We start from the raw sequence: 21485 nt of genomic DNA, 5'->3' as shown, positions 1-21485 counted from the left end.
GAGCAACATCTGCACCCCAAATAGCCATTCGAAAAAACTCCTTAGTTCACCGGACCCGAAACTCTCGGCATCCCCAGCGGCCCCCGGCTGATCCGGAAGATCCAATGCCTCGAACCTACCCTGCCGCGCAAAAAACTGTCGATGGGCAGCACTCCCCATCGGCCGGTCCCCCGCCCAAGTAGCTCGCAGTTGTTGTCGTTTTGAGGGCCCAAAACGACAACAAGTGCGAGTCAGTTGGGCGAGCCCCGCGGCTAGTTCCGGTTCTCCGGCGGCAGGGCGATCTGCAGCTTGCGGACCTTGCCGCGACCCACGATGTAGCCGCGGCCCGGAATGAAGTCCCCGCTGATCCGGCCCAGCGAGGTGCTGAGCAGGCTGTCGCCCTCGATGTCCCCGGGGTTGAGCAGCAGGCCCCGGCGGCCGGACTTGAACGGTTGTGCCAGGGACCAGGCCGAGGACCAGGTGGAGGTCTCGGATTCGCCCACCACCCACTGCTCGGCCTTGATGGACGCGGTGACCAGCCGGCCGATGCCGGTCTCGGCCAGGGTGTCGGTGAAGTCCGTCAGGCCCTCGATGAAGATCGCCAGCTTGCCCGGCGTGCCGGTGGAGTAGTCCACCAGCTCGTCGATGGCCTCCTCGACGTCGTCCGCGCCCACCACGGAGCGGTCCCAGAGCTTGAGCGACGCCGCGGCGGACCGCCGCGAGCCGAGGTAGATCAGTTCCACGCCGGGGTTGGACCGGCGCAGCGCGTAGGCGAGGGTTACCAGCGCCACGGTGCGGCCTGAGCCCGGCGGGCCGGCCAGCAGCAGCGGGCCCTTGGCCAGGATCTCGGCGGGCTGCAGCGTCTCGTCGTCGACGCCGATCACCGGCAGGTCCGGACTGCCGGCCGGGAGCACGTCCAGGTCCACCGTGTCCGGCAGGCGTTCGATTTGCGGCGCCCGCTCCACACCCTGGCGCAGCATGGCCTCGCGAAGCTTCTGCACCTCGCGCGCCTGCACGGCCAGGTTGGAGTTCCCGCCGAGGACCGCCAGCTGCACCTCAAGGTTGCCCAGCAGGCCGCGGCCCGGCGGGGTGCCGGCGCCGAGCACATCCTTGGACACGTCCATGGACATGTAGTCGTCCTCGGAGGACAGCCGCAGCACCAGCCGGCGCTGGATCGAGGCGAGCAGCGACGCCGGCACCGCGTTCGGCCGGTCGCCGGTGACGACCAGGTGGATGCCGAGCGGGCGGCCGTCGGTGGCCAGCTGCAGGAAGATGTCCCAGAGCGCCGAGAGCTTGCTGTATTCGTAGGCCTCGCGGAATGCGGACATGCCGTCCACCAGGACGAAGATGCGCTTCTCGTCCGGCATTTTGGCCAGCTCTCGGTATTCCACGATCGTGGCGGCACGGACCTCGGCGTAGCGGGCCGAACGGTCGTCGGCGAGGTCGCGCAGCCAGCGCAGCAGCCGGCCGACGCGTTCGACGTCGTCGCCGTTGATGATCTCGCCGACGTGCGGCAGCGCGTCGAGCATCTTCAGTCCCGAGGAACCGCAGTCGATGCCGTAGACGTTGACCGGGCCGCCGCGCGGGGTCACGGCGGCGGCGATCGCGATGCCGCGCAGGGCCGCCGACTTACCCGAGCCGCCGGTGCCGTAGATGGCCATGTTGCCGTCGCGGTCCGGTTCGTAGAAGACGGTCGGCTGGTCCTGGTGCGCGGGGTCGTCCGCCACGCCCAGGAGCAGCCGCTCGTCGGTGCGCGGGTTCGGCAGCCGGGAGAAGTCGTAGGTCGTGGCCAGCTCATCCAGCCACGGCTTGCGGGGAGGCTCGATGGCGAGCACGTCCGCCGCCTTGATGATGTTCGCCGTCATCCGGGCGATGTCGTTGGGCCCGGCGGGTTCCTCCCGGGCCGGGGTCTCGGCCGCGGGGGCGGCCCAGGGGGCGCCGGACCCGAAGGCCATCTCGACGACGTCGATCCGCGGGCGCTGCGTCTTCTCCGTGGTCCAGCCGCCGGCGTAGCCGGTCTGGAAGCCCTGGATCCGGCCCGGCCCGGTCTTGGCCGCGCCGCGTCCCGGGATGGACGGGTCGAAGTACGCGGCGGTGGGCACGCCGAGGATGTCCACCGCGTCGTCCTCGTCGGCCATCCGCAGCGCCACGCGCAGGTTGGTGTTGGCGCGCAGGCTGTCCTTGATGACGCCGGCGGGGCGCTGGGTGGCGAGGATCAGGTGCAGGCCAAGCGAGCGGCCGCGGGCGGCGACGTCCACCACGCCGTCGACAAACTCCGGCACCTCGGTGGCGAGGGCGGCGAACTCGTCAACGATGATGATCAGGTAGGGCGGCGCCTCCGGGTCCGCCTGGCGCTGGAGTTCCAGCAGGTCCTTGGCTTTCTTTCGGTTCAGCAGCCGCTCGCGGTGGTGCAGCTCGGCGCGGAGCGAGGTCAGGGCGCGGCGGACCAGGTGCGGCGACAGGTCCGTGACCAGGCCCACAGTGTGCGGCAGGTGCAGGCAGTCCGCGAAGGCGGCGCCGCCCTTGTAGTCCACGAACAGGAAGCTCACCCGGTCCGGGCTGTACGCCGCGGCCATGCCCATCACCCAGGACTGCAGGAACTCGGACTTGCCGGCACCGGTGGTGCCGCCGACCAGGGCATGGGGTCCCTCGTTCTTCAGGTCGAGGTAGAGCGGTTCGATGCCTTTGGAGCCAACCAGGGCCCGGAGCGTGCCGTTGTCCTTGCGGTTCGGCTTGGCGCTGGCGTGCACGGAGTTGTTCTCGGTCCAGCGGTCCGCGACGGCCTGCGGGTTGTCCAGGAAATCCTTGCCGATCAATGTCGCGTAGGACACCGCCCGCGGCAGGTCGGAGTCGTCCTCGAGCGGCTTGCCGACGTCGACCACCGGGGCGAGCATGCGCGCCAGCTGGGCGGCGAGCCCGGCGTCGAGGCTTTCGCAGCTGACCGGGAACGTGTGCCGGCCCAGCCGGACCTGGCCGGTGGTGGTGCCGTGTTCGCCGTCGACCGCCATGAAGTCGCGGCAGGCTGCCGGGAGCTGCTGGACGGAGCTGGCCACCCACATGACGTGCACGCCGGAGTCCGGTCCGCGTTCGAGCACCCGGGTGAGCCGCCCCCGGTCCACCGGGGCGTCGTCCTCGACCACCAGGAGCACGGTGGGCAGTTGCGGTTCCGGGATGTCGGCGCCTTCCAGGGCGAGGCCGGGGCGCAGCTCCGGACGCGGCGACTGTGCCGCGGCCTCGCGCTGGTCGATCAGGTCCTCAAGTTTGGACAGCAGGGCCGAGCCGCCGGCCGGTCCGGCGGCGAGGTGGTCGCCGCTAAGCGGGCTGTGGCCGGAACCTGCGTGCGGCAGCCACTGCAGCCACTCCCAGCGGTCCTTGGACTGCGCCGAGGTGATGGCGGTCAGGACCACTTCGGCCGGGGAATGCAGACCCACCAGCTGCAGCACCATGCCGCGGGCCACGTCGTCGACGAGGCCGCGGGGCCCGGCCAGGCCGAACGAGCCGGCGGTGCGCAGCTGGGAGACGATCGGCACGCCCTCGATGCTGCCGAACTGGGCGATGCACTGCTGGATTTCGGCCATGTACTCAGGCTCGGTCTCGTTGCTGTGCGGTTCCTCGAACTGGATCCGGGACGGCGCCGTGCCGAGCCCGAACCGCAGTCCCAGGAAGCCGGCATGCTCGGGGCGGTGGGTCCAGAGCAGCGGGCCCAGTTTGTAGATGGAGTCCACGGTGTCGCTGACGGACGGCGCTTCCTGCAGCCTGACGGAGCGCTCCACTTTCTGCAGCGCGGTGATGTCGGCACGGAATGCGGCCATGGCGGCGCGGAATGACTTGAGTTGTTCCTTGCGTTCCCGCTTGCCCTGCATCTTCTGGTCCACGTAGTGGCCGACGATGAAGAGCGGCATCATCAGCATGAAGATCACGGACATCATGTTCTGCGTGACGGCAAAGATGACGGCACCCATCATCAGCGGGGCCACCAGCATGATGTACGGGAACGGGTGGTGCTCCTGGCGCTTCGGCCCGGCCGGCAGCGTCCGTTTGTGCGGTTCGAAGCGGGGCACGACGCGGGGCGAGCGGTTGAAATTGATCAGCGGGGAGCTCGGCGCCGCGCCCTGGCTCCCGCCCAGGGAGACCACGGACACGGTGGTGTCCCCGAGCGTGACGGTGTCCGAGGAGTTCAGCGTGGCGCGGCTGACCGGCAGGCCGTCCATCAGCAGGCCGTTGGCGGAGTTCGTGTCCACGATTTCCACGGTTTCGCCCACCGTGATGCGGGCGTGCCGCTTGGAGGTCAAAGGGTCGGTCAGCCGGACGTCGACGTCCCGGTCCCGGCCGATGTAGCTGGTGCCGGAGGGCAGCGAAAATTCGCGGCCGACGTCGGGGCCGGAGAGGACGCGCAAGGTCGCCGCCGCAGGTCCCCGGTTCGCCCCGGCCACCGCGAACTGCTCGCTGACCTGGGTCAATGCGACGATCGAGCCGGGCCGCAGCCCGGATTCAAGGAGGTTGTCCTCCCGGTTCAGGACGCTGCCTTTCATGCCGCCGGCGGCGAAGGCCTCCTCGATGCTGAGCGTGAGGTTCGACGGCGGCCGGGTTCCGCGCCGTGCCGGGTCCGCCGCCCAGAGCTCGGTGGCGATGTCCGCCACCGTGGCCAGGCCGTCGACCGTGACAGCGAGGTCCTTGGCCTCGGCGGGGTCGCGGCGCAGGGTCAGCCGGATCCTCATCCTTCGTCCCCTCCGCGCTGTGTTTCCAGCAGCACCAGGTCGGCAGCGGTCACGAGATGCGAGGTCACGGCGTGTTCCACGAGCCGTGCGCGTCGGTTCGTGGCGAGCTTGCCGGCTCCGCCGCGCAGTCCGGCGACTCCCACCCGGTCGAGTTTGTCACACACGTTGTCCAGCTTTCTGTTGAACCGGGTCAATGCCCAGCCCAGGGTTTTGGCCGCTTCCGCGGAGGAGGGGATGGCGCTGAAGCCGGTTCCGTCGCGGCGCAGCATCGGCTCGGCGAGCGCCACGATCAGGGCCTTCTGCGAGTCGGTGAAGACCACGGGTCCGATGGTGGTGTCTCCGCCGCTGTCCTCGCTGCGGGCCTGTTGCCGGAACGCCGGGGTCCGGAGGTGGACGGCAAACTCGTAGGTGGTGGGGCCGGCGGTGAAGATCACGTTGGTGTGGCTGAAGACCAGCGGAATGCGGGCTCCCGGTGCGAGCCAGGCCTGCATGCCGCCGGAGGCGTCCGCGATGGTCGCGCAGAGCATGCTGCCGACGTTGCTGAGCCACCAGATGCCGTCATACCGCGCGATCTGCAGGAACTGGCGGTGCAGGTACGGGTTGTCGTCCACTTCGAGGTCGCCCTCGCGGCCGATGCTGAAGATGTCCTCGTCGGATGGTTCGTGCCATTCGCCGCAGAAATCTATCGCTAGGTCCCCCATGGTCGGTGTCTCCTTGTTGGGCGGTATGCCTTGGTGTTTTCGGGTGTGCCCTGGGCAGGGATGTGGTGTTCAGGATTTCCTGGCGCAGGCGATGGAGTCCTGTTCCATCGGCGAGGACGCGCCGTCGGAGCGGACAATCATCACCTGGATACAGGTCTCCCCCGCCGGGTTGGGCTCCACCTGGACCCTGGCCGTGGTGGCGGCCTGGAAGTCGCCTTTGCCCTTTAGCGAGTACGTCCGCCACTTGTAGCTGTCGCCGGGCTTGGGCTGCGGGTTCTTCCAGGTGAAAGTGAGTTTTCCGGCATTGTCCGCCCTCCCGGAGAGCGATGCCACGTCCGGGACGGTGCCGTTGTCCAGGGCGTCCGCCGGCGGTTTACTGAGCTGCTCGGACGCTTTGGGGGCCGGCGCGGGTCCGTTGGTCCCGGCGATAATGCCGACGACGACGGCGATCGCCAGGACCGCGCCGCCGACGATCGAGAGCACGAGGTTCCGGCGGCCGTGGCCCGAAGGGGCACCGCCGGCTTCGCCGGAGCTCCCGCCGCGGGTGTCCTCCTGCGGCGCCATGCTGGAACGGTTGACCGTCGCGGCGACGTCGTCGTCCTCCGGGCGCGGCGCGGCGGCGGACGGCGCCGCGAACGCCGGCCCGGCGGCGGGCCGCTGGACGGTATCCCGGCTGGTGTCCCGGATGCCCGGGTTGTTGAAGGTGGTTGAGTCGTCCGGCGATGCTGCGGACGGCACCCGGGCCGGGAAGGTCGGGGCGTGCCCGGTGGCGTCGGGGTCGATGGCGGCGACGCTGCGGACGCGGGTTTCCTCGAAGGTGTCATCGCGGTGCGGCTCGTCTGCGCGGGGTTCTTCGAGGACCTCGAACGGCGTCACGGAGAGGTTCAGCTCCGCCTGGATGCGTTGCAGCGCCAGGGCAAAGGCGTGGGCGGAGGAGTACCGGGAGGCCGGCGACTTGGCCATCGCCGTGGCCAGGGCCAGCTCCAGGGACTCGGGCACGTCGGCACGGCCCAGCTTCGGCACCGGCAGGCTGGTGATCCGGGAGATCAACTCGCGCTGTGAGTTGTCCGCGCCCGGGAGCACGAACGGGGACCGGCCGGCCAGCAGGGTGTAGAGCGTGGCGCCGAGCGCCCAGACGTCCACCAGCACGCCGTCGACCTGCCGGTCGCTGAACTGTTCCGGCGGGGACCACGGGATGGACATGCCCGCGTCCTCGTCCTGGTCCCCGGCCAAGGTGCCGGAGATGCCGAAGTCGGTCAGCGCCGGCCGGTTGTAGTCCGTGACGAGGATGTTCGCCGGTTTGATGTCGCGGTGCGCGATGCCGGCGCGGTGCGCGGTCTCGACGGCGGAGGCCACCTGGATGCCGACGGCCAGGACCTCGTCCACGCTGAAACGCTGGCGGCGGTAGCGGACGTCCAGGCTCGGCCGGGAGCAGTACTCCATGGCCAGGTAGGAGTGCCCGGCCTCGGTGACCTCGGCCTCGAAAATCGTCACGATGTACGGGTGCGAGGACAGCTGGGCCATCAGGTTTGCCTCGGACTCGAAGCGGCGGCGGGCGCCTTCGGTCTTGAGGTCCGAGAGCAGCACCTTGACGGCCACCTTGCGGCGCGGCCGGTCCTGTTCGTAGAGGTAGACGTCCGAGAACCCGCCCGAGCCGAGCGGGCTGATGTAGGTGAAGCCCGGGATGCTGGGCGGCGGGGCGACGGGACGTTTGGCGTTCACAGGAGCTCCTCGAAGCGCAGCTGAATGCCGTCGCCCAGTTCGGCAATGTCGCCGTCGAACAGGATCGCCATCTCGCCCTGGGCGAGCCGGCGCGGGGCCTGGCCCTCGCGCAGCAGCACCGTGCCGTTGGTGGCCTTGAGGTCGCACAGCATCACGTGCCAGCCCTCGAGCCGGACCTCTACGTGCGAGCGGGAGATGTCGCCGCCGGGACTCGCCACCTGGACGAGTTTGGGCATTACGGCGCCCTGCACGCGGGACACGGAGGGTTGCCGGCCCACGATCAGCGACTGGTCGAGGTCGATCAGTTCGCCGGTGGAGAGCCGCATCCGGCCCAGCCTGGGGCGGCGGACCTGGACACCGTCCCCGGGCAGCGCCTGGTCGCAGTAGGCGCACTGGGCGTTGGTGGGCGGGTTCGCGTGGCCCTGCGGGCACACCCGGGCCAGCACCATGGGGCCCGTGGCGGGGTCTTTGGCTGTGTCTTTGGTTGTGTCTTTGGCGGGAGAGGGTCCCGGGCGTGCGGCGGGGCTGCCGTTGAGGGCGCTCTTCATGATGGTCTGGCCGTCGTGGTCGGCATCACCGGCCGGCGCCGGAACCTGGCCGGCGGGCTGCGGGGAGGGCGGGGTCAACAGCGACGGCGGCGCGACGGGACCGGGGGCGCGCGGCGCCAGCGGGGCGTCGGGCGTCCGCTCGCCGCCGGTGCGCCAGGGCACCGAGTCGATCAGCCCGCTGGGGACGGCCGGGCGGGCTGCCGGCTCGGGCGCCCGGAGTGCCGCGGGCTCCTCCGCCTGTTCCTCCGCCTGTTCCTCCGCCGGGGCGATAGCCGCTGCGGCGAGGTCGGGTTCCCCGGCGTCGGACGGCTCCGGCGCGGGTTCCTCCTCGGCCTCAGGATCCTCGCGCACGGCGGCGTCTTCGATGTTCCGCATCACCGTCTGTTCCCAGAGGTGGTCGTAGCTGCTGGTCGGCTCCTGCTCGGAGGGCTCAGGCTCTGCGGGCTCAGGCTCGGCAGGCTCCTGCTCTGCGGGTTCCGGCTCTGCGGGTTCCGGCGACGGAGGGGCGGCCGCCTCCGTGGCGAGTCCGGCGTCGAGCTCCTCCTCCGGGAGTTCCAGCACCGTGTCGGCCGAACTGCCGAGATCGCTCAGTTCCGCGGCGATGTCCGCTTCGGCGGCGGCCAGCAACTGGTCCTCGACGGCGGCTTCAGGCACGGCGCCGGGGAGAGCCGTGGGGACGCCGTCGGGGACGGCAATATGGGGCGCCGCGTCCGGCCGCACGGCGGCGGCGGACGGGTTTGCGGACAGACCGCAGGACAGTCCCTGCAGCAGGACCACGCCGTCGCCCAGCGGCAGCGCGCCCGCCGGGGCGGTGGCAGTTGCCGCGGGGATGTCCACGCTGAAGTTCTCGGCCGCCGCAAAGCGCCGTTCGGTCCAGGTGGTCACGTCACGGCCGCTGAGCGCGACGGATTCCCCGCCGTCCAGCCGGACCTCCAGATCGATCTCGCCGCGCAGGAACACCTGCAGCGAACCGCGCAACCCCACGATCCCGAACCAGGGCAGCCGGGCGAGCGAGCCGCCCGAGGCCGAGGTCACGGCGTCCAGGACCTCATGAATCTCCGGGTCTCCGGCCAGCAGGGTCCAGAGCGAGTCGACCAGTGCGCGGTCGGTGTCCGGGCGCAGCAACACCACAGTTCCGGAGCGGACCACGCCCAGCCAGGTTCCCGGCGTGTAGCTGACGTCGCCCGGCCGGTTAGCGGAGGCCATGGGGCTCCTCGCCTGATCCGGCCGCGGCCCCGCCTTCGTGCTCCGCCGCGGTGCCGGCGACTCCGCCGTCGGGGGCGACGTCCAGCACCTCGGTGCGCGGCAGGGTGTTTTCGTCTTCGGCCTCCGCCGGCGTGCGCGGGGCGGTCTGAGCGCCGTCGTCGTTCGCCACGTTGCTCGCGTCCACCACGATGCAGGTGACGTTGTCGCGGCCGCCGCTGCGCAGGGCTGCCTGGATCAGCTCGTCCACGGCGGCCTGCGGATCCGGCTCGGAGACCAGGATGCGGGCAATCTGCTCGTCGTCGAGCTCGCCGTTGAGCCCGTCCGAGCAGACCAGGATCCGGTCCCCCTCCTCGACGGGCAGCAGCCAGTAGTCGGCTTCGGTCTCGTCGCCGGTGCCGAGCGCACGGGTGACGACGTGGCGGCGCGGGTGGACGGCGGCCTCGGCCGCGGTGATCTCCCCGGCATCAACCAGCTCCTGCACCTCGGAATGGTCCACGCTCACCTGGCTGAGCTTGCCCTGGCTGAGCCGGTAGGTACGGGAGTCGCCGATGTTGAGCACCAGCCAGTACGGGATGCCCGACTGTTCCACCACGACGACGCCGGAGAGGGTGGTGCCGGCGCGGGAGTCGGTCGCCTCGCGGATGCCGGCGTCGGCTTCGAGCAGGTACTGCTGGACGACGGCGGCGGTGGCGTTCCGCTCCCCCGTGGCGAGCTGGGGAATTTCGGAGAGGGTGCGCACGCAAATGCCGCTCGCGATCTCGCCGGCCTCATGGCCGCCCATGCCGTCGGCGACCGCAAAGACCGGGTCGGCCGCGATGAAGGAGTCCTCGTTCATCTCACGGCGCAGGCCGCGGTCCGTGCCGTAGCCACAATTGAGCCGCAGGCTGGGGGCACTGCTCGGGACACTGCTGGGGGTGGTTCCGGGGGCTTCGGCGGGAGGAACGGATGCCGGCTGGGATGTCATGCCTGTCCTAGGTAGAAGGAGCGGTCACCGAAGTGCACGGTGGATCCGGGGCGTACGTGGGTGGGTTCCCCGGGTGCCAGTGCGGTGCGGATACCGTCCGGCGTCGTGACGGCGCTCCCGTTGGTGGAGTTGCGGTCCGTCACCCAGATGCCGCCGTTTCCGGCCAGCACATGGAGGTGGGTCTTGGAGATGGAGCGTCCCGGGTCGGCCACCGGCAGCAACTGCACGGATTCCTCGCCGGGGTGGCCGGCGGGGTTGCGCCCAATCAGCAGGGACCGGTCCAGTTCCACCTCCCGGCCGTCGTCGATCCTGATCCGCAGGATGGCCACGGTGACCGGCGCGGAGCTGTCGCCGCGGACCTGCGTGCGGTCGTGGTCGTCGTCGGGGTGTGCGCTGAACGCACGGCCATTCACGGCTTGGCTCCGGACGGCCTCGATCGGGGCGGCGCCGGCGTCGGCGGGCATTGGCCGGAAGGATGCCGGCGGAGCCGCTGCCGGAGCGGGCGCGGGCGCGGGGACCGGCACGGAGGCCGGCACGGCCGCGGGCGCCTGCGGCTGCAGCCGCGCGGCGCCGGCCACCGGCGAGGCGACTTGCTGCACCGGCGGAAGGTCCAGCGGGGCAAAGCTGTAGGGGCCCTGGATGCCGCCGGTGGTGATCGGGTTCCGGCCGGCCTTGATGTCGAAGACGAGGGTCTTGGCGGCGGTGTCGTGCCAGCCGCGCAGCCTGCTGTTGGGATCCCAGGTGTTGGAGACGACCACGAGGACGGCCCAGGCGCCACCCACCAGGGCGAGCGGTCCGAGGATCACCAGCGCGGCGCCGAACCACTGGAAGACCACCACCAGCACGGCGGCCAGGGCGGCCAGCAGCACACCGGCCCCGGTGATCAGGCCGCGGAGGAAGACCGCTCCGCCGCCGGGCGCGTACCCATCGGCGTCGGCGCTGCGGATCCCCACGATGCGGTTGCCGAGGGTGTTGCCGGACCGGCCCTCGATCATGGCCTGGACCAGGGTGTAGACGAGCGTGGCCCCAAGCCCGATGCCGCCAAAGAGCACCAGCGAGGAGGTGTTGTAGACGATGGTGCCGGCGCTGCGTGATTGGGTGACGCCGGCGAAGCCGACGGCGAAGAGCACCACCAGGAGCGCCACAGGGCCGGTCCAGTCCAGCACCGCCGCGCCGAGCCGTTTTCCGGCGTCCGCGGGAACCAGCTCAAGCTTGTTCGGCAAAACGGTACCTCCCCCTTGTCCGTGGACACCCTGTCCGTTCAGCTGCACTCCGGCAGGTGCCTGCCCCGGCGCGAACGAACCGCCGTGCCCGGAAGGCGCTACCGGGATAGTACCGGGTGTTGGGTCCGCCCGCCCGGCGTTGCGCGCCGAACGGTTGATCAGCGGCGCCGCGCAGGAGGTGCAGAACGCGGCGCCGGGCCGGATCGGCTGGTGGCAGCGCGGGCAGCGCTCAACGTCGTCGGTCATGGCTCGTTGCGGTTCTTCCTGGCTGTTCCCTGTGGTTCCTGGTGCGGACCGGGCTCCACTGTACTAGCTGGACCGAAGCTGGCCGGGTCAACCGCAGCCGGACCGGACACCGGGCCGGAGCCGCCGGGAACCCCGCCGCCGCGGCGCCGGCCGGGCAGGACCGGGCGGAGTCCGCTCAGCTTCAGCGCGGCCCGGCCGTCGGCCAGCAGTGAGCGTGGCGAGAAGCGGGCCTGCTGGCGGCGCCAGAAGCCCACGGTCCCGGTCATCTCCTTGAGTGAGCCGTCCACGATCTCCCAGTACTCGCGTACCTGCTCCTCGCTCGGCTCGGCTGCCCCGAAAATGGCGGCGTCGGCCCGGTGGGCGAGCAGCGTGGTGGTGCCCTGGCTCCCGGGGAACGCTTCGCCGAGCACGACGGCGGACTCCCGGCGGGTGGCGCGGTTGTCCACGCCGGCGCCGAGGTCGGTCGCGAGGCTCAGCACCTCGCTCCAGCCGCCGCCGACGCGCTGCGCGGGGTGCCCGTCGGTGAACCGGGCCTTCCGGCGTCGGGATTTCAGCAGCGCGATCAGCAGCAGCGGCAGCGCGAGGACCGCCACCGGTATCAGCGCCGTGCCGATCGCGGCGAGCAGGGGGCCCCAGAACAGCCAGGGGTTGTTCTTCTTCTGGTCGGCGTCGAGCGCGTCCGGCGAGGAGTCCGGCGGCAGTTCGGCCGGTTCCTGCGGCGGGGGCGGCGGCTGCAGGACCTGCGGCTTGGGCTTGGACTTGTTCTCCGGATCCGGCGGGATCGGCACGTTGTCCTTGGGCGGCGTGGGATCGAAGGACACCCAGCCCACCCGGTCGAAAGCGACCTCAACCCAGGCGTGCACATCCTTGCCGGTGATCTGCACTTCGCCCGCACCGTTTTCCGGGCTCTTCGGGTCCGGGTAGAAGCCCATCACCACGCGGGAGGGGATACCCAGATGACGCAGCATGAGGGACATGGCGACGGCGTACTGTTCGTCGTCGCCGAGCATCTGCTTGGCCGTCAGCAGGCTGCGGATGCGGTTGGAGCTGTGGCCGGAGACGCTGGGGAGCTGCCCGTCGGCGATCAGGCCGTTGCTGAAGGCACCCTTCTTCTGGAAATGCGCCTCAATCTGGCGGACCCGGTCGATCGCGGTGGGCGCGTCGGCGGCGAGGTCGTTCGCCTGCGAACCGACCACCGGCGGGACCTCGCCCGGGTCCGGCAGCGACACCTTGGCGAAGTCGTACTGGGTCAGCTGGCCGTGCTCCAGCATCGCAGGGTCCGCCACCTGGACGCTGTAGGAATCGCCCTTGCCCAGCCCGCGGGTGGTCACGGCGGTGTCCGTGCCGGAGTTGAAGTACAGCCCGGAGGCTGCGCCCGAGCCGTCCCGGGCAAAGCTGATGCCGGTGGTCTTGCGGCCGCCCGGCAGGAAGTAGCCCTGGTAGTCCTCGATCGTGATGTCCAGGGTGTAGTTGTTGGTCGGCACGATTCCGGTGGTGTCGGCGAGGGTGTTCAGGGACTTCGCGTCGCCCACCTTGCTGAAGCTGCCCGAACCGTTCGGGTCCATGTTGTAGTTGGTGCCGTTGAAGGCGTCCAAGGCGGCGAGCCGTACCCGGCCGTCCTTGGGCAGGCCCTTGACCAGGAAGAGGTTGTCGTCTTTCTTGTCCTTGACGAAGTTGCGGAAGCTCGCCAGCGGTGTGACGTAGTCCTTCGGGTCGAACGGCGGCACGATCGTGTTGCGCAGCACCTTCCGGTCGTCACCGGCGGCCACCAGCGGGGACGCGACGGCGGTGATCCCGACGGCGACGGCGATCACCGCGGCGGCGGTGCCCACCCGGCGGAGCCGCGCAGTGCGGGCAGCCGCCTGGTCCGTGTCCGGCCGGTTCACCGATACCTTGCGGGTGTCGCTGCTGCGCAGGGCGTCGCGGCGGAAGGTGGCCCAGGCGATCGCGACCACGGTCAGCGAGATGCCGCGTTCCACGGTGAGGAAGCCGGCGTTGGTGCTGAACGCGATGCCGGTGATGAACAACAGCAGCACCGGCAGCAGCGGCCAGTACGGGCTCTTGAGCCGCCAGATAAGCAGCCCGGCAGCCAGGGCGGTCAGCAGCGAGCTCAGGAACGGGACGATCAGCGTGCCGCCCGCGGTCCCGACCGGCACGCCGACGGTCAGCATGTCCTTCCAGGCGAAGACCACGCCCACCAGCAGGGTCCGCAGCGATTCGAGGCTGGGCAGGAAGCCGGCGATCGAGGCTTCCGGCACGGCCAGGCCGGTGCCGAAAACCAGGTAGGCGCCCACCGCGAGCGCGGTGGTGATCAGCACTCCGAGCCGGAAGTGCACCTTGGCGGCAGCGACGCCGAGGCCCAGCAGGATGCCGCCGAAACCGGCGGCCAGGTAGTACGGGTCGCCGCCGAAGCTGAGGCTGAAGCCGAGCACGCCGAGCCCCAGCAGCAGGGTGAGGGCGCCGGCGTCGAGCAGGTAGTGCCAGGCCGGCTGACCGTCGGCGAAGCCGGAGCGGCGGGGTGCCGCGGTGTTGTTGCGGGGCCGGAAGCCCGTGGCGTTGCTCATGCGGCCGCCTTCCTGAGCACGATGGCCAGTTCGGAGAGATCGCCCAGGGTGAGCACGGTCAGGTCCGCGATGTTGGCCCGGGCCGGGGCGGCCCCGGCCTGGATCCGGACGGCGAGGCTGCGCACGCCCGGCGGGACCGAAGCCGAGGCGGAGCGCAACTGGGTGGGGGTGACGTTGCTGCCCACCACGAAGAACACCACGGAGGCGTTGGGCACGGTGTCGGCCAGGGTCCGGGCGAGGTCGACGGCGTTCTTGCGCTGCGGCGCGCCGACAATCCGGGTCATGTCATCGAGCATGTTCCGGCCGGTCTGGCAGCGCAGCGGCCCCTGCTGGGTGAGGACGTCGAGGTCGCGCTGTTCCCGGATGGCCTGCAGTCCGATCGAGGCGGCGGCGGAGATGGCCAGCTCGAACTCCTCCTCGGAGGCGTACTCGTCCGTGTTGGTGGAGAGCGAAATGGCCAGGTGTGCCCGCCGGGTCTCCTCGAACTGGCGCACCATGAGCTTGTTGGTCCGGGCCGTGGTCTTCCAGTGGATGTGCCGCCGGTCATCGCCGGGAACGTAGTCGCGCAGCGCGTGGAAGGAGACATCGGCGCTGGAGAGGTCGGTGGTGGGCATACCCTCCAGGTCGCGGATGAAGCCCGCGGCGGAACCGGCCAGGGCCACGGTCTTCGGGTGCACGTAGAGGTCCTCGGGTTCAGTCCAGAGCACCTGGCGGCGCAGCAGGTGCAGGGGGTCGGCGCGCACGGACCGGACCGGGCCCACCACAATCACGGCGCGGCGTGCGGTGGGGATGGTGAAGAGGTCCTCGTGGACCTGTCCGGGCTTCATCCGGGGCAGGTGGAACACGGCGGTGGCGGCTCCCACCGGGAGTTCCAGCGCGGCGGGCAGCAGCGGGCGGGCGGAGGTGTTGGACACCGCGATGCTGCCGACGGCGCTGTCCCCGACGGCCACCCGGGTCCGGGCGAGGTCCAGCAGCACGCCGTAGGAGGAGCGGCCCAGGATGAAGCCGACCGCCAGCACCAGCAGGACGAAGGCGGCGATCGCGGCGGCCTTGGCTTCCTGCCAGCCGTAGGCCTGGCCGGCGCTCCACAGCAATATTGAGGCTGCCAGCACGGACCAGCCGAGCACGCTCACGACGGAGAGCACGGGCCAGAGGTGCCGGCGGAAGCGCCCGCGGATGGCGCGCCAGGCCGGGTCCAGGGCCAGGGCGGCGGCGCTGCGGGCCTCGGCCCAGACGGCGGAGGGGTGCAGCCGGGAGGGACCGGCGGCCCGGGACAGGGGCCGCTTCAGGCGTTCAGCAAGCCGAGTCAACGGGGTGCTGGTGGACATATGGGTGCCTTTGTTCGTGCATGGTTGCGGGGCTGGAATCGGGGCCCCGCGGCTGGACTCGGTCGGAGGCGCCGCTTAGACGGCGGCCCGCTGCTGCGGGGCGGCGACGTCGGCCAGCACCCGTGCCAGGACGGCCTCGGCGGTGGCGCCGGAGAACTCCGCCTCCGGGTCCATCACCAGGCGGTGGGTCCAGACGACGGCGGCGAGGTCCTTGACGTCGTCGGGCAGGACGAAGTTCCTGCCCTGGCTCGCCGCCCAGACCTTGGCCGCACGGACCATCGCGAGGGCGCCGCGGACGGACACGCCCAGGCGGGTCTCCGGGGCGCTGCGGGTCTCCTCGCAGAGCCGGGAGATGTATTCCAGCACCGCGGTGTCCACGTGGGTGGTGGCGGCGAGGTCGGCCATGTCCGCGACGGCCTGGGTGGTGATTACGGCCGTGATGTCCTTCGAGCGGTCCTTGAGGTTGGCGCCGCCGAGCAGCTGCACGGTGGAGGCGTGGTCCGGGTAGCCGATGGAGGTCTTGATCAGGAAGCGGTCCAGCTGCGCCTCGGGCAGGCGGTAGGTGCCGGCCTGCTCGATCGGGTTCTGGGTGGCCATGACCATGAACGGCCGGCCGGCCTCGTAGGTGGAGCCGTCCACGGTGACCCGGGACTCCTCCATGACCTCCAGCAACGCCGACTGGGTCTTGGGCGAGGCGCGGTTGATCTCGTCGGCGAGGACGATGTTGTTGAAGATCGGGCCCTTGTGGAACTCGAACTTCTGCGTCTTCTGGTCGTAGATGGTTACGCCCGTGACGTCCGAGGGCAGCAGGTCCGGGGTGAACTGGATGCGGTTGTTGGAGCCCTGGACGGTCGCCGCAAGGGCGCGGGCCAGTGAGGTCTTGCCGGTTCCGGGAGCGTCCTCGAAAAGCACGTGGCCTTCGGCCAGCATGGCCGTGAAGGTCAGCCGGATGACATGCGCCTTCCCCAGCACGGCCTGCCCCACGTTGGCAACGAGCTTCTCAAAGGTGCCGGCAAACCATTCGGCCTGCTCAGTTGTCATCGTCATGCGCTGGTTCCTCTTCCATTCGGGTAATGCGTTGGGGTGTGCGCCGGCGGGGAATCCCCGCGATGTCCGGCGATTAGTTTAGGCGACAGGATTGCGGTCATCGCTGGGGCATTCCCGCCGGCGGGGTGGAGCCTAGGCTGGTGGTGTCTCCCCGGGCAAAGTTGCCGGCGGCGGGGCCGGACGTCAGGTGGTACCAGAGCCGGCCGGACGAGCCCCAGCGGACGTAGTAGTCCGCCTGCGCGGTGATGCCGGTGTCGAACCACTTGCCCGGGCTGATGCACTGGTCCGGGTTGCTGTTCCGGTAGCTGTCCGTGCTGCTGCTGGGTTCCGTGCAGGTGCGCACCGGGGTGGCCCGGATGGACCAGGACGTTGGCGGCGGCGGCGCCGGGTCAGCCCCGGAAGTGGCTCTGGCGGTGTCGTCAAAGCCGCAGTCGTTGTTGCCGTCGGTGCCGTTGCAAGCGCGGACCTTCAGGGTGTGGGTTTGACTCCAGCCGCCCGCGTTGTGATCGTAGCGGAGGGTCAGCCCGACGCTCTTCCAGCCGGTGCCGTCGTAGTTCACTTCGTACCGGTTGATCGGCCGGCCGCCATCGTTCGGCTGGGTCCAGGTCCAGTGCACCTGCCCGTCGCCCTTGGAGGAAGTCGCCCCGGTGAGGCTGGGGCGCCCCGGCTGGCCATAGGGAACGGCCGAACCGATGTTCTTGCCGTCCCCGGAGACGTTGTTCTTCGTGGAAACGGCGATGATGTTCACCGTGACGTTCTTGCCGTTGGGTTGGCCGGTGATGGTACCGCCCGGGGCGTTGATCGGGCCCGAGCCGTACGCCGTGGACCAGCGGTAGCTGATCTCCGAGGCCTGCGAGCCATTGCGCTGGGCCTGGGTCAGCGGCGTAAAGGTGACTTTCAGTTCTCCGCTGTTGCCGGGCGCGGCAACGGTACCACTGCTGACCGTGCCGGGTTTGCCGGCGGCCCGGATGGGGGCGGACTGCGGGCTAATCCCTGACGTGCCGGCCTTGTTGGTGGCGGCCACGGTGAACGTGTAATCGGCCTCCGAGTTGTCCACCGTGACGTTCTGCGAGGTGTCGGAGACCTTCTGCGTGGCCACGGCGGCTCCGCCGCGCAGCGTGGTCAGGGTGTAGGAGGACACGGCGTCGCCGTTATTGTCCGGCGCTGCCCAAGTGACCTTGAGCTGGCTCTGCGTGCCCAGGGAACCGGCCTGGCTGGCGCTCGGCGCCGCCGGGGTGACGGGCACGCCCGCCGGCGTCTCCGCGGCGGAGTAACCGCTCCATTCGGAGGGCTCCTTGGCGTCGTTGCGGGCCAGGACCCGGACCTTGTAGGCCACGCCGTTCTCCAGGCCCTTCCAGACGTAGCTGACCGACGTGAGGTTCTGGATCTGCGCGTTTTGCCCCGCCGGCGCGGGCGAAATTTCCAGATCGTAGGACTTGACCGGCGAGCCCTTGGAGGCCGGGGCAACCCACGTCACCGCCAGCTGCTTGTCGCCGAATTTCAGCGACGGCGCCGCTGGGGTATCCGGCTTGACGTCGGGGCGCACCTCGGCCGACGCCGGGGAGCGTTCGGATTCGTCGATGGCGTTGGTGGCCGTGACCTGGAAGTGGTACTTCGCGTTGTTGGTCAGGCCGGTGAGCGTGCAGCTGTTCGCCGGGCAGTCCTGCCGGAATCCGCCCTCGCCGTACACCGTGTACTTGGTGATCGGGGATCCCCGGTCCGCCGGCGCGGTCCAGTTCAGCAACGCGGTGCCGTCCCCCACGCTCGCCGCCTGCGGAGTGGTGGGTGCCAGCGGCCGGTCCTTGACGGTCAGCCGGATCCGGGCCGTGGCCTGGCGGGACGGGTCCTCGGTCTTGTCGGCGATGGTGTAGGCCACGACCATGGTGCCGGAGAACCCTGCGGCCGGTGTGACCACGACGTTGCCGCCCTCGACGCCGACGTTCCCGGAGCCGGTTTCGGCGGTCGCGGCGACGATTTTCAGCGGCGACTCCGGGAACGGATTCGAGTCGTTCGCCAGCACCGGAACCGTGACCGGCTTGCCGGCGGCCGCGTTCGGCTCGAGGTCGTCGTTGGCCACCGGCTTTGGCCGGCTGGAGGCGGTGACCGTGAACCGGTACGTTGCGGTGGTTTCGAGGCCGCGGGGGTCCTTGGCCTTCACCTGCACGGCGCCGTCCGCGCCGGCGTCGACCCCGTCCTTGGCCGAGGCCTTCAGTGTCTGCCCCTCGATGCGGGCGTCGAAGCCGGGTGGGACGTTGCCCGCCAGTTCATACTTCATGTTTTGCACGTCGCCGTCGTCGGGGTCCGTGGTGAGCCGGGCCAGGTCCACGCTGGTGGTGTCCCCCTTCGGCAGGTCCACCTGGCTGCCCAGCAGCACCGGCGGGTTGTTCCGGTTGGGGTCCGGGATCACCTTGGTGCGGATGCTGAGGGTGGACTTCAGGCCGGCCGGATCGTCCGGGCCCGTGCCGTCGGTGACCTCGAAGCTGAGCGAGCCGGGGCCCGCGTAGTCCTTGCCGGCCGTGTACTTCAGGGCGGTGCCGTTGTTGGCGACCGGATCGGAGCCGTCGGCGCCGATCAGTTTGATCCGGTCCGTCTGGGTCAGGCGCGGCGAGCGTCCGTCGCGGACCTTGACCCACTCCTTGAGGTCCACGGTGACCGACTGTCCCGCAACCACTTCCACGATGTCGTCCTTGGCCAGCGTGGGCACCTGCTGACCGATGCCGGGCACCCAGATGATGGCCGTTGATTTCTGGCCGTCGACGTCTTCGACGGTGTAGGGGATCAGCTGCGGCTGTTCGGTGAGTTCGACGATCATGTTGCCCTCGGTGCCGGGCCGGGCGGTCTTGGCCTCGGTGCTGACCTTGAGGTTTTCGCCGACGCCGTCGGGGTCTTCGTCGTTCTTGAGCACCGGGACGTCGACGGCGGTCTTGCCGAGCGTTTGGGCGGAGGTCACCCGGTCGTCGCGGGCGATGGGTGCCTGCAGGGGCACGTCCTTTTGGACCTTGACGGCGACGGCGGCCTGGGCCGTGGCGCCGCGGTCGTCGGCAACCTTGTAGCGGACGTTAACGGTGCCTTCCTGGCCCGGGGCCAGCAGGATGATGCGGCCGCTCTGTTTGCTGACCGTGGCCTGCAGCTCGGGGGCGGCTTCGATGCCGTCGGCCAGGATCCGGATCGGGTCGCCGTCGGGATCGGTGTCGTTGCCGGTGGCGTCGACGGCGATCTGGCGGCCGGGACGCACGGCAACGGCGTCGTCCACGGGCGTCGGCTTCTGGTTGGTGTCCCCGCGTGGGGCGATGCCGACGGTGACGGTGCCGGTGTTCACGGCGCCCTGCCGGTCAACGACCTTGTAGCGGAAGGTGTCGGTACCGGCGCCGTCGCCGGCTGCGGTGAAGTCGATGAAGGTGCTTCCGGCGGTGGCGGTTCCCATCGAGGGGGTGCTGTCGATGCCGGTCAGCTGGACGGAGTCGCCGTCGGGGTCGATCCCGTCGAGTTCCACGGGAATCCGGACCGAGCCGCCGGCCACCACGCGGGCGGTGAGGTTTTTCGGCTGCGGCCGTGAGTTCTGCGCGCCTTCCAGCGGAAGGATGTGGATGGTGACGGCCGCGGCGCTCTTCTGGCCCTGCGGGTCCACGGCGTTGTAGATGGCCCGGACGGTCTTGGGCACGCCGCCGGCAATGAAGCGCAGCGTGTTTTCCGAGACGAAGCTTTTGCCGTCCGTGGCCGGGACGGGCTGCGGCAGCACCGGGTCCACGGTCAGCTTTTGGCCCTGCGGGTGCGTGTCGTTGGCCAGGACGGGGATGGTGACGACGTCGTTGACGCGGACGTTCACCTCGTCCGGCTTGGGCTGGGGCGCCTCGACGACGGCGGGTGCCGGAACGGGGACCACGGAGACGCTTCCGGTGGCGGACTTGGAGCCGTTGGACATGGTGTAGCGGAAGATGAACGGTTCCTTGGTGCCGGTGATGTCGGTGATCCGCAGCACGGCGTGGTCGATCACACTGACGGAGGCGGTGGCGTTCCCGGGCAGTTGCACGGACTGCAGCACCAGCACTCCCCCGGCCGGGTCCGAGTCGTTCGCGAGCGGGTCCACCAGCACGCTGCCGCCGGCCGGCAGCAGCGCGACGTCGTGCACGGCCACGGGGTCGCCGGCGTCCTTGCCGGACTCCACGTCCACCCGGATCAGGCCCTGGGTGCTTTGCGGGCCGTTGCTGGCGATGTAGCTCAGGTAGACCGGGCCCGGGGTGTTGCTGCGGAAGGTGAACGTTCCGCCGTCGGTCACGGGGCCCAGCTCGGCGGTTCCGGCCGCTTCCACCTGGGCCAGGCGCAGGGCGCCGCCGTTGGGGTCGACGTCGTTCTTCAGCGGGGCGATCACGAGGTCCTGGCCGACGACGGCGCTCACGTGGTCCGCGTTGACCACCGGCTGCAGGGCACCGGGGGGCTGGACGTTGACGATCACCTTGCCGGTGGTGGTGGCCCGGCCGTCCCAGACGGTGACGGTGACGGTCTTCTTGCCGGTGGCCGCCCCGGAATCCTGGTAGCTGAGCAGGCCGTCGCGGCGGACCTTGACCTGGTCCTGGTCGTTGTCCGCCTTGGCGTCCATCAGGACCAGGTCGTCGCCGTCGGGATCGGTCCAGTCGGTGAGGATGTTCTGGCTGACGGTCTTGCCCTGCTCCACGAGCATGGTGGTGGGCTCCCCGCGCTTGAAGAGCGGGGGTTTGTTTTCGTCATCGCCCACGACGCTGAGGGTGATGCTGCCGCCTGCGGACAGGCCGCGGCCGTCCGCGGCGTTGTAGCCAAAGGTTTCGGTGCCGGGTTTCGCGTCGGCCGGGACGGTGACTTGGAAGGCCGTGCCGCCGTAGATACTTTCGAGGCTGCCGGCCTTGGGCCCGTTGCCAGAGACGGCGGCGGTCAGGACGTCGCCGTCGGGGTCGGAGTCGTTGTCCAGCACGCTCAGCACCGTGGTGCGGCCGGGACGGACGCCGACGGCGTCGGGCTTGGTTTCCGGGGGCCGGTTGGGCTTGGTGCGGTCCGGGAGGATGTTGACAGTGTTGTTGTCCGCTGATTCCTGGTCCTGGTCGTTGGACTGGTTCTTGGGCGGGATGACGTCGTCCCAGTTGTTCACCAGCTGCATGTTCTGGTTCACCAGCCACACATTGCCCGAATTCACATCATTGAGCACCACCACATCCCGGTTCACCCGGAACACATACGACGGCGACGCGGACGCCTTCGGCACATCCAC

At 70.2% G+C, this 21485-nt stretch carries 10 protein-coding genes; all 10 read right to left on the bottom strand.

The window, feature by feature from the left end; genetic code table 11:
• Positions 1-251: 251 nt before the first annotated feature.
• On the bottom strand, positions 252-4697 hold the full coding sequence (locus AC1DH3_RS16515) for an FtsK/SpoIIIE domain-containing protein (protein ID WP_476909797.1): 4446 nt from the start codon (positions 4695-4697) through the stop codon (positions 252-254).
• Positions 4694-5398: a hypothetical protein gene (locus tag AC1DH3_RS16510; RefSeq protein ID WP_441419540.1), complete on the bottom strand. Its 705-nt coding sequence runs from the start codon at positions 5396-5398 to the stop codon at positions 4694-4696. Before AC1DH3_RS16510 ends, AC1DH3_RS16515 begins: the two co-directional genes overlap by 4 nt.
• Positions 5399-5467: 69 nt before the next feature.
• Positions 5468-7120, bottom strand: coding sequence for a serine/threonine-protein kinase (locus AC1DH3_RS16505; protein ID WP_476909796.1), 1653 nt, complete (start codon positions 7118-7120; stop codon positions 5468-5470).
• Positions 7117-8874 carry an FHA domain-containing protein gene (locus AC1DH3_RS16500; RefSeq protein WP_476893630.1) on the bottom strand — a complete coding sequence of 586 codons (1758 nt, stop codon included), beginning with the start codon at positions 8872-8874 and terminating at the stop codon, positions 7117-7119. Before AC1DH3_RS16500 ends, AC1DH3_RS16505 begins: the two co-directional genes overlap by 4 nt.
• Positions 8861-9838, bottom strand: a complete 978-nt coding sequence (locus AC1DH3_RS16495; protein WP_476893629.1) for a PP2C family protein-serine/threonine phosphatase — start codon at positions 9836-9838, stop codon at positions 8861-8863. Before AC1DH3_RS16495 ends, AC1DH3_RS16500 begins: the two co-directional genes overlap by 14 nt.
• Positions 9835-11307 carry an RDD family protein gene (locus AC1DH3_RS16490; RefSeq protein ID WP_476893628.1) on the bottom strand — a complete coding sequence of 491 codons (1473 nt, stop codon included), beginning with the start codon at positions 11305-11307 and terminating at the stop codon, positions 9835-9837. The genes AC1DH3_RS16495 and AC1DH3_RS16490 overlap by 4 nt, the downstream gene beginning before the upstream one ends.
• Positions 11304-13871 carry a transglutaminase-like domain-containing protein gene (locus AC1DH3_RS16485; protein WP_476909795.1) on the bottom strand — a complete coding sequence of 856 codons (2568 nt, stop codon included), beginning with the start codon at positions 13869-13871 and terminating at the stop codon, positions 11304-11306. The genes AC1DH3_RS16490 and AC1DH3_RS16485 overlap by 4 nt, the downstream gene beginning before the upstream one ends.
• Positions 13868-15199: a DUF58 domain-containing protein gene (locus tag AC1DH3_RS16480; RefSeq protein ID WP_441419534.1), complete on the bottom strand. Its 1332-nt coding sequence runs from the start codon at positions 15197-15199 to the stop codon at positions 13868-13870. Before AC1DH3_RS16480 ends, AC1DH3_RS16485 begins: the two co-directional genes overlap by 4 nt.
• A gap of 75 nt (positions 15200-15274) precedes the next feature.
• Positions 15275-16246, bottom strand: coding sequence for an AAA family ATPase (locus AC1DH3_RS16475; RefSeq protein WP_441419533.1), 972 nt, complete (start codon positions 16244-16246; stop codon positions 15275-15277).
• Between the two features lie 97 nt (positions 16247-16343).
• Positions 16344-21485: Ig-like domain-containing protein (locus tag AC1DH3_RS16470; protein ID WP_476909794.1), on the bottom strand; the 5142-nt coding region annotated here is incomplete at its 5' end.

Source organism: Arthrobacter sp. 05L428 (genome assembly GCF_056397665.1).
This window is presented reverse-complemented; position numbering and strand designations above follow the sequence as displayed.